Here is a 12666-nt window from a genome sequence, read left to right on the forward strand (position 1 = left end):
GTCGCCGCCGAGGCCGAACATCGTGTCGTTGCCGCCGAAGCCGGAGATCTGGTCGCCGCGGAAATCGTTGCCATAGAGCGTGTTGGCGACGGCGTTGCCGGAGACCACGCCGTCGCGCGGGTCGAGAATGCGCGTGAAGACTCCCCTGTCGGATCCATCGGCCGCGCCCGTGCCGTTCCAGGTCACCGCGATACGGCCATCCGGCAGTGCGGCGACGTCGAGCGAACTTTGGCTCAAGACGTCGTCGGCGATGAGGAAGCGGGCAACATCCGGGACGCCGAAGCTGTTGAAGGCCTGCGCCACCAGGGAACCCACCGCGGTGCGATAGACCACGACGAAGCCGCCCTGCTGCGCCGCCGCGACACCCACTACATCGGCACCGATGGCATCCAGCGCCACCAGGAACTCCGAACCGATCCTGCCGCCAGTGGAACTGACGATCTGTCCGCGCAGGATCCCTGCGGAGTCATCTTTCCAGACCACGACGTGGTTGTTCGTGGTGAGCAGCGCAACCGGCGAGAAGACCTGCGGCCCCGCCGTCGTGGTGTTGACCGTGACCTCCGCCGTCGGCGATCCGCCGGTCAGCGAGAAACGCCGCGCCTGGATGTCGCCGCCATTGGTGGAGCCATCAAACCAGGTCACGAGGATGCTGCTGGCAGTAGCGGAAAGATACGGCGTGCTTTGCTCGCTGCCCGCCAGATTGTCGACGACGATCTCGGCTCCGACGACACCCGCGCCCGAGATGACGCGCAGCGCGACGTCACGTTCACCCACGGTGTCCGACCCATAGGCCAGGGCATAGGTGTTATTGGCGAGACCGATGAGGTCGAAAGGGACGATATCGTTGGCAATGGCAGTGCTGGTGACGATCGTCGGCCCCCCATCCAGCGCGCCGTTCGCCTGGAAACGCTGAAGCGAGATCTCCGTGCCCGACGACATCCAGGCCACGGCGTAACGCCCATCGGGCAGGACGGCGATCTGAGGGCTGCCGCTGCTGCCGGTAGCCGTGCCGATGGTCGTCTCGCTACCGACCGGGGTCCCGAAGGCGTCGAAGCGCTGGATGCGGACAACGTCGGGATTGGGGCCCTGATCGGCCCAGGCCACCACCGTTCCGCCATCCGGCAGCACTGCGATGGTGGGTTCGGTTTGATTGCCCGCGGTCGTCGTGTTGACGAGGCGTTCCTGGTTCCAGAACGTGATCGGCATCGGCATTCCCTATCGGCAGCGGCCGGGAGCGGCCGGAGGAGGTTGTCGCGACCACAAGCACGTTGGGTCATTACCTCGCATAGGTGACGCTAAGTCAACATGACAGACGCGGCGGTCGACGGGATTGTCGTCGTCCACCGACATTGAAGTCAGGTGAGCCGAACAACCAAGTGTACTGCGCCGTTCGGCCTGTGCGGCATGGATGGCTGGGTCGCTAGGATTCGAACCTAGATAGCGGGTACCAAAAACCCGAGTCCTACCATTAGACGACGACCCAAAGCCGGCCGGCCCCGGCGCGGCGCGAAGCAGCGGGCGAAGCAGGCGGGCGGGACCATAGCGATGTGATCCGCCGGGTTCAACGGGCGCTGTGGAGACCGACGCCGACGGTCGTCGGGGCGGCGCCCGCCGAACGGCCCAGCGGCGGACAGTGGACGGGGCGCGTCCTCCTGCACTAGGTTTCGCGCGAAAGTGGCCGGCGCACGTGTCGGCCGGCGCATCGCCGTGGAGGATACCATGCTGGGTCTGATGCAGGATTGGCCGCTGCTGATCCCGAGGATCATCGATCATGCCGGGCTCTATCACGGCGGCCGCAAGGTGATTTCGCGCTCGATCGAGGGCCCGATCGTCGAGACCACCTATGCCGACATCCGGCGCAACGCGCTGCGCGTCGCCAAGCGGCTGGAGAAGGACGGCATCGGCCTCGGCGACCGCGTCGGTACGGTGGCCTGGAACACCTGGCGGCATCTGGAGGTCTGGTACGGCATCACCGGCATCGGCGCCATCTACCACACGCTGAACCCGCGGCTGTTTCCCGAGCAGATCGCCTGGATCGTCAACCACGCGGAAGACCGGCTGATGCTGGTCGACCTCACCTTCGTGCCGCTGATGGAGAAGCTGCAGGACAAGCTGCCGTCGGTCGAGCGCTTCATCGTGCTGACCGACGGCGCGCACATGCCGCAGACGAGCCTGCGCAACGCGGTCGCCTACGAGGACTGGCTGAACGAGGTCGACGACGACTTCGCCTGGAAGAGCTTCGACGAGAGCACCGCCGCCGGCATGTGCTACACGTCGGGAACGACGGGCAACCCCAAGGGCGTGGTCTATTCCCACCGCTCCAACATCATCCACTCGCTGATGTGCAATGCGCCCGACATGCTGGGCCTGTCGTCGCGCGACGTGATGCTGCCGGTGGTGCCGATGTTCCACGCCAACGGCTGGTCGCTCGCCTTCACCGCGCCCATGGCCGGCACCTCGCTGGTGATGCCGGGCGCCAGGATGGACGGCGCCTCGATCGCCGAACTCCTCACCACCTACAAGGTGACCCATTCGGCGGCGGTGCCGACGGTGTGGCTGATGCTGCTGCAGGAGCTGGAAAAGACCGGGCAGATGCTGCCCGACCTGACCAAGGTGATCATCGGCGGCTCGGCCTGCCCGCGCGCCGTGACGGAGAAGTTCCGCGACATCTATGGCGCCGAGGTCATGCATGCCTGGGGCATGACGGAAATGAGCCCGATCGGGACGCTCTGCTCGCTCAAGCCCGAATATGCCGATCTGACCGGCGATGCCTGGCTCGACATCAAGGAGACGACGGGCCACCCGCCCTTCGGCGTCGAGATGAAGATCGTCGACGACGCGCGCACCGAACTGGCGCGTGACGGCAAGGCCTTCGGTCGCCTGATGGTGCGCGGCCCCGCCGTCGCGGGCTCCTATTTCAAGGGCGAGGGCGGCACCATCCTCGATGCCGACGGCTTCTTCGACACCGGCGACGTCGCCTCCATCGATCCCTATGGCTACATGCGGATCGTCGACCGCTCCAAGGACGTCATCAAGTCCGGCGGCGAGTGGATCTCCTCCATCGATCTGGAGAACCTCGCGGTTGGCCATCCCGACGTCGCCGAGGCCGCGGTGATCGGCGTCGTGCATCCGAAGTGGGACGAGCGGCCGCTGCTCATCGTGGTGCCGAAGGCCGGCCGCACGCCGACGCGCGAGGGCGTGCTCGCCTATATGGAGGGCAAGATCGCCAAGTGGTGGATGCCCGACGACGTGGTGGTGGTCGCGGAGATCCCGCATACCGCCACAGGCAAGATCCAGAAGACGGCGCTGCGGGACCAGTTCAAGGCCTACCGCTTCCCGGCGTGATCATTCTGCAACGGAGATGAGGTCATCCCGACGTGGCGCTGCAACATGCGCGGCGCTACGATGGCGCGGCGTTCGCCGCTGGAGAATGACATGACCGATGCAGCCCAGCCCGGGCCGTGGGGACCGCGATCTGCCGCCGCGGCCATGGCGGCGGCGGAACAGGCACAGCAGCAGCGGGCGGCGACCTCGGTGCCGAGCACGGTGCAGGCGACGCCCGCCGCGACACCGGTCGGCTTCACCGGTCGCGCGGGGGAACTGTTCGGCGTGCTGGTCAAGGGCTTCCTGCTGCAGGTGGTGACCCTCGGCATCTACCGGTTCTGGTTCATCACCGAGGTGCGCCGCTATTACTGGTCGCGCAGCTTTGTCGGCCCCGAGGACATCACCTATACCGGCCGCGGCATGGAGCTCCTGAAGGGGTTCCTCATCGCGCTGGCCATCTTGGTGCCGATCCAGGCGGCGTCCTTCTTCGTGCTGCTCGGCCTGCCGCAGGCCGAGATCGTGGTCACCGTCGTGGTCTTCGTCCTCTACCTGCTGCTCGGCCAATTCGCCGTCTATGCCGGCCGCCGCTACCGGCTGACCCGCACCGCGTTCCGCGGCCTGCGCCTGCGGATGACCGGCTCGGCCTGGTCCTATGCCTTCAAGGCCTTCGGGCTGTGGATCCTGGTGATCCTGACGCTCGGCCTCGCCTATCCCTGGGCCGCGACGATCATGGAGCGCCTGAAGATGCGCGCCACCTGGTTCGGCGACGCGCAGGGCGATTTCGTCGGCACCGCCGGCGACCTGATGAAGCGCGGCATCCTCCTCTGGCTCCTCGCCTTCGGCCTGCCGATCCTGATGATCGGATCGCTGCTGGCCTCGATCCCGTCGGAGATCTGGCGCGAACTCTTCGCCGCCCTCGACGACGGGATGATCAGCCGGCGGTCGGCCACCGGCCTCGCCTTCGCGGCGCTGACCGGCGCCGGCATCCTCACCATCGCCATCCCGATCCTGCTGTTCCCGGCCTTCACGGCAGTGGTCTATCGCTGGCGCATGAACGGCACGCGGATCGGCGGCGCGGCGCTGGCGTCGACCTTCACCATCGGCAGTTCCTACCGGGTCTATGTCCTCGGCGGCCTGGCGATGCTCGGGATCCTGTTCCTCATGGCGATCGTCGGCCTCATCGTGTTCGGCGGCATCGCCGCGGCGGTCTTCTCGCGCGACAGCCTGACCTTCGATTCCCCCGCCGCGGGGGTCACGGGCGTCGTGTTCCTGGTTCTCGTCTATATCGGTTTCATCGGGTCGCTGTGGATCGCCAAGCAGCTCCTCATCGACCTCCGCCTGCACCGGGCCCGGCTGCGGTCGCTGAGTGTCCTCAACCTGGCCGCCCTCGACGCGGTCCGGGCCAACAATGTCGACGCCTCCGCCATGGGCGACAGCCTCGGCGATGCGGTCGACTTCGGGTTCGGTGCCTGATGCCCAGCGTCGCCGCCACCTACTACGACGGGATCGTCAGCCGCCGGCAGACGGTGGAGATCTCGCTCCATCCGCAGGGCCTGGCGATCTTCCCCGCCGAGGGCCTGGCCGTCGCCACCTGGCCCTATGCCGACATCCGGCGCATCGAGGGCTTCAGCGGCAGCGGCCTCGCGGTGACGCGGGTGCCAGAACCCGGCTCGACCGCCGAGCCGCGTCTCGAGATCGCCGATCCGGTGTTCGTCGCCGATCTGTCCTCCCGGGCGCCGCTGACGCTGACGGGCAAGGCTGCCGGACGCAGGGAAACCCGGTCTGTCGTTGTCTGGGCGATGGCCGCCGTGGTCTCGCTGCTGGGCCTCGCCTATTGGGGCCTGCCGGCCATCGCCGGCCGCATCGCGCCGCTCGTGCCGGCCAGTGTCGAGGCGCGGCTGGGCGCCGCCATGGACCCGCAGATCCGCGCCGAGTTCGGCGGCCCCTCCGGCATGAAGACCTGCACGGCGCCGGCGGGCCTCGCGGCGCTCACCGAGCTCGTCGGCCGCTACGAGAAGCTGGCCGATCTCCATGTTCCCCTCAAGGTCGTGGTCGTCGACAATCCGATGGTGAACGCCTTCGCCCTGCCGGGCGGCTACATCTATCTCATGCGCGGGCTGATCCAGCGCGCCCGCTCGCCGGACGAGGTCGCCGGCGTGCTCGGCCACGAGATCGGCCACGTCAAGTTCCGTCACGGCCTGCAATCGGCGATCCAGAGCGGCGGGCTCGGCTTTCTTCTTGGCACGGTCTTCGGCGACTTCGCCGGAGGGACGGCGATCCTCCTGGCGTCCCGCACGCTGCTCAGCAGCGCCTTCTCGCGCGATGCCGAGCGCGAGGCGGATGCCTTCGGCGTCGATCTGATGCTCAAGGGCGGCGGCAATCCGGAGGGCCTCGCCGGCTTCTTCGGCTCGGCCGGCGGTGGCGGCGCGCCGGGAGCGCTGAACTGGCTGACCAGCCATCCCGCCAGCGCCGAACGCGAGGCCGCCATCCGGCGCCTGGCGCAGAACCGGCCCGTGCTCGCCCCGGCGCTGACACCCGACCAGTGGCAGGCGCTGCGCAGCATCTGCCAGACGACCAGCTGATGCGAAACGCCTGAAGATGCGCCGCGTCCCCCTGGTCGAGCCGACGTCCCGCCTCGCGGTCTGGAGCCTGAGGATCACGCTGGTCGGCCTCGCTGTGATGGTGGTGGCGCTGCTGGCCGCACGCACCGACCGGCTCGACGGCCTGCAGGCGGTCGTCGCCCTCGCCATCGGCCTTGGCATCACCGGGATCGGTCTCCTGGCGGCTCTGGTCGCCGGGGCGACGATCTGGTTCAGCGGCTATCGCGGAGCGCGCCAGGCGGCCGTCGCCGTGCTCCTCGGCCTGGCGGCGACGGCCTATCCGGTGGCGATGGTGCCGATCGGCCTCCGGCTTCCGGCCATGAACGACATCACGACCGACTTCGCCGATCCCCCCGGCTTCTCCATCGCGGCCATGGCGCGGCCGGAGACCGCCAATCCCGTCGTCTATCCGGCGGCCTTCGCCACTATCCAGCGCCGCCTCTATCCCGAGATCCGGCCGATCGAGGTGGATCTGCCGGCCGAGGGCGTCAATGCGATCGTCACCGATCTCGTCGAGGAACGCCGCTGGACCGTGCTCGACCAGGTCGACTATCGCGGCCCCGAGCGCGAGGGCCGGGTCGAGATGGTGACCCGCTCGCTGCTGCTCGGCTTTCGCGACGACATCGTCATCCGCATCCGCACGGTCAATGGCAGGTCGCGCATCGACATGCGGTCGGCGTCGCGTTACGGAAGCCAGGATTTCGGCGTCAATGCCCGGCGCGTCATCGCCGCACTGGACGAGATGCGTGCGGCGGCGCGGCGGGCCCAGCGCGAGCGATAGGTGACTGACATGAGCATCAAGGCGGCGACCGTTCCCCTCCACGAGGACGAGGTGATCGAGGGCATCCGCCGCTGGGTGACCATCGAGAGCCCGACCTATGACGTCAGCGGCGTCGAGGCCGTGCTGGATGCGGTCGAGCAGGACTTCGACGGCCTGCCCGTCGTCTTCGACCGGCGCGAGGGACGGGACGGCTATGGCGGCATCCTCAAGGTGTCGTCGGCGGAGCCCTCCAACGACAAGCCGATCCTTGTCCTGACCCATATCGACACGGTCCATCCCAAGGGGACGCTGACCGGCCGCCTGCCCTTCCGCCGCGACGGCGACAAGCTGTTCGGGCCGGGCCTCTACGACATGAAGGGCGGCGCCTATCTCGCCGTCGCCGGCTACCGGGCGCTGGTCCGCGCCGGTGTGCCGACCGCGCGGCCGGTCACCTTCCTGTTCACGCCCGACGAGGAGGTCGGCAGCCCGACCTCCCGCGCCGTGATCGAGGAGGAGGCCGCGCGGGCCGCCTATGTGCTCGTCACCGAACCCGCCCGTGACGGCGGGCGCATCGTCACCGCCCGCAAGGGTGTCGGCCGCTTCACGCTCACCTGCACCGGGCGTCCCGCCCATGCCGGCGCGCGCCACATGGACGGCCGCAGCGCCATCCGCGAAATGGCGCACCAGATCCTGGCGATCGAAGGCATGACGGACTATGCCCGCGGCATCACCACGACGGTTGGCCTCATCAAGGGCGGCACCGCGGCCAATGTCACGCCGGAAACCTGCTCGGTGGAGATCGATCTGCGCGTGCCGGATCCGGAGGTCGGCGCCGAGATGGTGGCGCGGATCCGCGGGCTGACGCCGGTCGGCCCCGACGTCACGCTCGCCATCGACGGCGGCATCAACCGGCCCGCCTATCCGAAGACGGCGATGATCGTCGACATGCTGGAGCGGGCCCGCCAGGTCGCCCATGCGGTCGGGTTCGATCTTGCGGACTGCCCGATGACGGGAGGTGGTTCGGACGGCAATTTCACCGCCGCCCTCGGGGTTCCGACTCTCGACGGCCTCGGCATCGACGGGGCCGGCGCCCACACGCTGGAGGAATACGGCTTGGTTTCCTCGATCCTTCCGCGAGCCCGTGTACTTGCAGGCTTGATGGAAACCCTGAGGTAAGGCGCATCCGCTATTGCTGGTCCCCTGTGCGCTCAGGGAGCAGGCGTCTCATGGCCGAGATGTGTGGCAATTGCCGGAATTTCTTCGAACCGCGCGGCGGCGGCGTCTGCCGCGCCCATCCGCCGACGGCGCGGGACGACGGCACGGCACGCTGGCCCTCGGTGGCGCGCAGCGACTGGTGTGGCGAGTACCGCGTCATGCCGCCGCCGGTTAATCCGGGGGTCCGGCGGCTCGCGACCGTGTGACGAGATCGCCGATGATCGGGCCTCAGGGCAGCGTCGAAGACCAGATCGTCAGATAGGCGCCGAGAAAGAACACGGCTGCGGCGAGGCTGACCAGGAGGACGACCAGAACCGGCTTGCCGAGGGGACCGCTGCGCACCGTATCGGCGTTCAGGATCTGTGCTCCCGGAGCATCTTCGCGCGGCGGCGGCATCTGCCGGCGATCCGGCTCGACAATCTTGGTGCCGTCATCGACCATGGTTCTCTCCTGTGACCTGGAGAACCAACGCAACGCGGGCGTCGCCGGTTCCGCCACGGGAGGGCCGGGGCCGGAAGAGGGTTCGCCGGCGCCTTCAGCGCGGCGGATCGGCCGGGGTGAGCAGCGCCGTGTCGGACGGCCGCATCCGGAACGTCTCCGCTTCGGCCTCCATATAGGCGGCATTCACAGAGAAGGTGCGGATCACCAGCTCCTTGACGCTGCGGACGAGCGCCAGGCTGGTCTCCGGGTCGAGCGGCCCCTCGTCGATCAGCTGTGCGGCGCGGCCCAGGGAGGCCGTCGCCTCGGCGAAGGCCCGCACCACCATGGCGCGCCCTGCCGCCTCCTCCGAGCCCTCGCGCTGGGCGAAGAGGGAGACGATGTTCGATTGGGGCGTCGCACCGGGTGGCATTGGGAAACTCCGTGTCGTTTATTAGTGCTCTTTGTGCATGTTGATCAGGTGAAACTGCTACAACAGCAGGGTAAACAAAAGATTAATCATGACGTAACGTCATGCGTAATATGTCCATCAGCATACCCTCCATTCAATGGCTTGCAGACAAGGGTGGAGACACCGGGACGACTGAAACATCGGGGCTCGGGAAGCGCGTCGGCGCGGTCCCCTCGGGATGACGACGGGCGGTGGAGAAACGAAAAAGGGCGACCCGCAGGTCGCCCTTTTCGTCCACGATGCCGACGGAAGACCAAGGGCTTCCGCTGGTCGGAGTGGCAGGATTTGAACCTGCGACCCCCACGTCCCGAACGTGGTGCGCTACCAGACTGCGCTACACTCCGCCTCGCGAACAGGCCGCGTGTATAGCGGCGCCATCGGCCCCGCGCAACCCCATCGACGCCGCCTTTCAACGCTGCCGGAAGACGTCTCGACGCCGCCGCCTCCGACCCCCTAGATTGCCGGCATGAGACGACATTCCTTCGAGGCCGTCGCCTTCGCCGGCGGCGGTAACCGCTGTTACTGGCAGGGCGGGTTCTGGGACGCCCTGAATGCCGCCAGCCCGCAAAGACCCGCCATCGTGGTCGGGGTGTCGGCGGGCGCCTTCCAGGCCTGTTTCTCGCTGATCGGCGCCGGCGACCGCGTCCGCCGGATCGTCCTCGACGCCTGCGCCGCGATCGATCGGGAGGTCGAGTGGCGGCGTCTGCTGCGCGGCAGGTCGCCCTTCATCGTCGGTGACCTCTACCGCGACCTCATCACCGAGGTCTTCAGCGATCTCGAACTGGCGGCGCTCCGGGCGGCGCCCGAGATCCTGATCCAGGTCACCCACCCGCCGGCCTTCATGCCGCCGCTGGTCGCTGCCTATGCCGCCATCGCGGCCTATCAGGTGGAGAAGCTCTGGACGGGCGCCGGCCATTCGCGCGCCGGGCGTCATGTCGGCCTCACGGCGGGCTTCGTGTCGACCCACGGGATCGAGACCCGCGAGGAACTGGTGGCGGCCCTGATGGGCACGGCGGCCGTGCCGCCCTTCATGCCGGTGGGGCTGGTGAACGGCCGTCCCGCCCTCGACGGCGGGCTGGTCGACAATCCGCCGGTGGAGCGCATCGCCGCGGTGGAAAAGGCCGGCGGACGGACGCTGGTGCTGACGACGCGAGCCGGCGGCACCGTGCCGGAGGTGGCGAACCGCACGGTGGTGCGCCCGTCAGTGCCGATTTTGTCCAGCCGCTTCGCTGTGACCGACGGGGCGGCGATCAGCGCCGCCTATGAACTCGGGCTCAGGGATGGCGAGGCTTTCGCGCGGGGCCAGGCCTGACGCCGCTCAGGCGCGCCGGTCGAGCCAATCGGCGACATCCATGAACGAGGGCAGCACCACGTCGGCATGGAGCGCGAAGTCGGCGGGCACCAGCGGACCGGTGGTGACGCCGACGGCGACGACGCCTGCGGCGCGGGCGGCATGCATGTCGTGCAGGCTGTCGCCGATCATCGCGACCTCGTGGGGCGCCATCGACCAGGCGTCGAGGAAGGCGTGGATCTGGCCGGGGGCGGGCTTGCGGCCGTGACCGGAATCCCAGCCGACGATGAAATCAAAATGGTGGTCGATGCCGAGCCGTGCCGTCTGGCTGCGCGCGCCGTTCTCGGAATCGTTGGTGACGACGCCGAGGACGAGGCCGCGGGCCTTGAGCCCGCCGATCGCCCCGGCGGGATCGCCGATCGGGGTGAGGCCGGCGAGGCCCTCCTCGACAAAGAGCACGTCCATCTCGTCGGTGACGGCCTTGGAGAAGGGCACGCCGATGGCCTCGGCCCAGAGCGGGCCGTAATCGGCGGAGGAACCGGCCACCAGCGGCGAGGTCGGCCTGAACCGCATGCCCGCCTCGTCGAAATCGGAGACCTGCATCAGCCGCTCGATCTTGCCGCGGTCGCCGCGGGCGATGCGGTCCATGACGCGGAAGGCGGCCGGTCCCCAGGTCTTGTCGAAGTCGACGAAGGTGCCGTCCTTGTCGAAGAGAATCGCGCGAATGGTCATGGGGCAGCTCCTAGGCCCGCCATGTGACATGCGGGTCACAAGCGGTCCAGCCGCGGCGGCGGGCTTGCCATGGCCGGCCTTGCGGCCTAATCCCGCCTCGACCATCGAACCAGGCCGTGGAGGCCTCGCCATGCGCTACATCTCGACCCGGGGCGAAGCACCGGTGCTGGACTTCCCCGATGCGCTCCTCGCCGGCCTCGCCCGCGACGGCGGCCTCTATGTGCCCGAGACCTGGCCGGCCCTGACGCCGGAGGCCATCGCATCGCTGTCGGGCCAGCCCTATGCGGAGGTCGCCAAGCGCGTGCTCGCCCCCTTCGTCGACGGGGCGATCGCCAGCGCCGATCTCGAGCGGATGATCGACGAGGCCTATGCCAGCTTCCGCCATCCGGCGGTGACGCCGCTGGTGCAATTGTCCTCGTCGGAATGGGTGCTGGAACTGTTCCACGGTCCGACCCTGGCCTTCAAGGACTGCGCCATGCAGCTCCTCGGACGGCTGATGGACCATGTGCTGAAGGCGCGCGGCCAGCGCGCCACCATCGTCGGCGCCACCTCGGGCGATACCGGCGGGGCGGCGGTGGAGGCCTTCAAGGGGCTCGACCAGGTCGACGTGGTCATCCTCTTCCCCGAAGGCCGGGTGTCGGATGTGCAGCGGCGGATGATGACCACCGTCGATGCGGCGAATGTCCATGCGGTGGCCATCGACGGCACCTTCGACGACTGCCAGGCCATCGTGAAGGGCCTGTTCAACAACCACGCCTTCCGCGACCGGGTCCGGCTGTCGGGGGTCAACTCGATCAACTGGGCGCGGATCGTCGCGCAGGTCGTCTATTATTTCGCTGCCGGCGCGGCGCTTGGCGCCCCGCATCGCGCCACCCGCTATGTCGTGCCCACGGGGAATTTCGGCGACGTCTTCGCCGGCTATGTCGCCAAGCGCATGGGCCTGCCGATCGCGGAGCTGGTGGTCGCGACCAATGTCAACGACATCCTGGCGCGCACGCTGCAAACCGGCCGCTACGAGGTCACCGGCGTGGTGCCGACCTCCTCACCGTCCATGGACATCCAGGTCTCGTCCAATTTCGAGCGGCTGCTGTTCGACGCTTATGGCCGGGATGCCGGTGCCGTGCGGCGGCTGATGGCGGGCCTCGCCCAGTCCAAGAGCTTCACCATCGACGAGGGGCCGCTGGCCGCAATCCGCACCGATTTCGGGGCAGCGCGGGCCGACGAGGCCGAGGTCTCGGCCATGATGAAGGCGACGCTGGCGGAGGCGGGCTATCTCCTCGACCCGCACACCGCCGTCGGCATGGTCGCGGCCCGCAAGGTCGCCGCCGATCCCGCCGTGCCGACCGTCGTGCTCGCCACCGCCCACCCGGCGAAGTTCCCCGATGCGGTGGAGGCGGCGACCGGCACCCGGCCCGCCCTGCCGCTCTGGCTCGGCGACCTGATGGAGCGTCAGGAGCGCATCGCCCACCTGCCGAACGATCAGGCGGCGGTGGAGGCCTATGTGCTGGAGAAGACGCGGGCGGCAGTGGCCGGCGCGGCGTGAGGATCACATCCCCAGATAGGCCTTCCTGACACCGTCGTCGGCGAGGAGCTCCGCACCGGTGCCGGTCAGCGTCACGCGGCCGTTTTCCAGCACGTAGCCGCGGCTGGCGAGCCGCAGGGATACCGCGACGTTCTGCTCGACGAGGAGGCAGGTAAGGCCGCCCTCGGCGAGGTCGCGGATGGTGCGCAGCACGTCCTGCACAACCGTCGGGGCGAGGCCGAGCGAGGGCTCGTCGAACATGACGAGTTCCGGCTCGCCCATCAGGCAGCGGCCGATGGCGAGCATCTGCTGCTCGCCGCCGGACAGCGTGCC

General features: G+C 68.7%; 13 protein-coding genes and 2 tRNA genes. 8 read left to right on the plus strand and 7 right to left on the minus strand.

Going from position 1 to position 12666, the window contains the following annotated elements; all coding sequences use genetic code 11:
• Positions 1-1206 (minus strand): hypothetical protein (locus Q8O26_RS08100; RefSeq protein ID WP_305574997.1); only part of this gene is annotated, 1206 nt, incomplete at its 3' end.
• Positions 1207-1409: 203 nt separating this feature from the next.
• Positions 1410-1483 (minus strand) — tRNA-Gln (locus Q8O26_RS08105).
• Positions 1484-1719: 236 nt separating this feature from the next.
• On the opposite strand from Q8O26_RS08105, the gene Q8O26_RS08110 reads away from it, so the two are divergent.
• The 6 genes from Q8O26_RS08110 (at position 1720) to Q8O26_RS08135 (ending at position 8105) form a co-directional block, all read left to right on the plus strand.
• Complete coding sequence (locus tag Q8O26_RS08110) at positions 1720-3345, plus strand: long-chain-fatty-acid--CoA ligase (protein ID WP_305574998.1); 1626 nt, start codon at positions 1720-1722, stop codon at positions 3343-3345.
• Positions 3346-3435: 90 nt separating this feature from the next.
• A complete protein-coding gene (locus tag Q8O26_RS08115; RefSeq protein ID WP_305574999.1) occupies positions 3436-4797 on the plus strand; it encodes a YjgN family protein in 1362 nt (453 codons plus the stop codon).
• Positions 4797-5906: a M48 family metallopeptidase gene (locus Q8O26_RS08120; RefSeq protein WP_305575000.1), complete on the plus strand. Its 1110-nt coding sequence runs from the start codon at positions 4797-4799 to the stop codon at positions 5904-5906. The genes Q8O26_RS08115 and Q8O26_RS08120 overlap by 1 nt, the downstream gene beginning before the upstream one ends.
• Before the next feature lie 16 nt (positions 5907-5922).
• A complete protein-coding gene (locus Q8O26_RS08125; RefSeq protein ID WP_305575001.1) occupies positions 5923-6705 on the plus strand; it encodes a DUF1499 domain-containing protein in 783 nt (260 codons plus the stop codon).
• A gap of 9 nt (positions 6706-6714) precedes the next feature.
• Positions 6715-7860 carry a M20 family metallopeptidase gene (locus tag Q8O26_RS08130; protein ID WP_305575002.1) on the plus strand — a complete coding sequence of 382 codons (1146 nt, stop codon included), beginning with the start codon at positions 6715-6717 and terminating at the stop codon, positions 7858-7860.
• Between the two features lie 50 nt (positions 7861-7910).
• Positions 7911-8105: a hypothetical protein gene (locus Q8O26_RS08135; RefSeq protein WP_305575003.1), complete on the plus strand. Its 195-nt coding sequence runs from the start codon at positions 7911-7913 to the stop codon at positions 8103-8105.
• A 22-nt stretch (positions 8106-8127) separates the two neighbouring features.
• On the opposite strand, the gene Q8O26_RS08140 is transcribed toward Q8O26_RS08135, so the two are convergent.
• The 3 genes from Q8O26_RS08140 to Q8O26_RS08150 all read right to left on the minus strand — a co-directional run bounded on the left by Q8O26_RS08140 (position 8128) and on the right by Q8O26_RS08150 (position 9132).
• Complete coding sequence (locus tag Q8O26_RS08140) at positions 8128-8340, minus strand: hypothetical protein (protein WP_305575004.1); 213 nt, start codon at positions 8338-8340, stop codon at positions 8128-8130.
• A gap of 94 nt (positions 8341-8434) precedes the next feature.
• Positions 8435-8749, minus strand: a complete 315-nt coding sequence (locus tag Q8O26_RS08145) for a hypothetical protein (protein ID WP_305575005.1) — start codon at positions 8747-8749, stop codon at positions 8435-8437.
• Positions 8750-9055: 306 nt separating this feature from the next.
• A tRNA-Pro gene (locus tag Q8O26_RS08150) sits at positions 9056-9132 on the minus strand.
• A gap of 122 nt (positions 9133-9254) precedes the next feature.
• On the opposite strand from Q8O26_RS08150, the gene Q8O26_RS08155 reads away from it, so the two are divergent.
• Entirely contained in the window at positions 9255-10100 is an 846-nt protein-coding gene (locus tag Q8O26_RS08155; RefSeq protein WP_305575006.1) for a patatin-like phospholipase family protein, read from the plus strand.
• 6 nt (positions 10101-10106) lie between these two features.
• Here the strand turns inward: Q8O26_RS08155 and Q8O26_RS08160 are convergent, their stop codons facing one another.
• Positions 10107-10811, minus strand: coding sequence for an HAD family hydrolase (locus Q8O26_RS08160; protein ID WP_305575007.1), 705 nt, complete (start codon positions 10809-10811; stop codon positions 10107-10109).
• A gap of 130 nt (positions 10812-10941) precedes the next feature.
• On the opposite strand from Q8O26_RS08160, the gene thrC reads away from it, so the two are divergent.
• Positions 10942-12354: a threonine synthase gene (gene thrC, locus Q8O26_RS08165; RefSeq protein WP_305575008.1), complete on the plus strand. Its 1413-nt coding sequence runs from the start codon at positions 10942-10944 to the stop codon at positions 12352-12354.
• 3 nt (positions 12355-12357) lie between these two features.
• Here thrC and Q8O26_RS08170 read toward each other — a convergent pair.
• Positions 12358-12666, minus strand: a 309-nt coding sequence (locus Q8O26_RS08170; RefSeq protein WP_305575009.1) for an ATP-binding cassette domain-containing protein, incomplete at its 5' end; no start/stop codon positions are given.

The organism is Phreatobacter sp., assembly GCF_030691135.1.
GTDB lineage: Bacteria > Pseudomonadota > Alphaproteobacteria > Rhizobiales > Phreatobacteraceae > Phreatobacter.

Coding starts and splice junctions, on each gene's coding strand:
- Q8O26_RS08160 (WP_305575007.1), bottom strand. CDS start 10,811: ATGACCATTCGCGCGATTCTCTTCGACAAGGACGGCACCTTCGTCGAC.
- Q8O26_RS08125 (WP_305575001.1), top strand. CDS start 5,923: ATGCGCCGCGTCCCCCTGGTCGAGCCGACGTCCCGCCTCGCGGTCTGG.
- Q8O26_RS08140 (WP_305575004.1), bottom strand. CDS start 8,340: ATGGTCGATGACGGCACCAAGATTGTCGAGCCGGATCGCCGGCAGATG.
- Q8O26_RS08135 (WP_305575003.1), top strand. CDS start 7,911: ATGGCCGAGATGTGTGGCAATTGCCGGAATTTCTTCGAACCGCGCGGC.
- Q8O26_RS08110 (WP_305574998.1), top strand. CDS start 1,720: ATGCTGGGTCTGATGCAGGATTGGCCGCTGCTGATCCCGAGGATCATC.
- Q8O26_RS08145 (WP_305575005.1), bottom strand. CDS start 8,749: ATGCCACCCGGTGCGACGCCCCAATCGAACATCGTCTCCCTCTTCGCC.
- Q8O26_RS08120 (WP_305575000.1), top strand. CDS start 4,797: ATGCCCAGCGTCGCCGCCACCTACTACGACGGGATCGTCAGCCGCCGG.
- thrC (WP_305575008.1), top strand. CDS start 10,942: ATGCGCTACATCTCGACCCGGGGCGAAGCACCGGTGCTGGACTTCCCC.
- Q8O26_RS08115 (WP_305574999.1), top strand. CDS start 3,436: ATGACCGATGCAGCCCAGCCCGGGCCGTGGGGACCGCGATCTGCCGCC.
- Q8O26_RS08130 (WP_305575002.1), top strand. CDS start 6,715: ATGAGCATCAAGGCGGCGACCGTTCCCCTCCACGAGGACGAGGTGATC.
- Q8O26_RS08155 (WP_305575006.1), top strand. CDS start 9,255: ATGAGACGACATTCCTTCGAGGCCGTCGCCTTCGCCGGCGGCGGTAAC.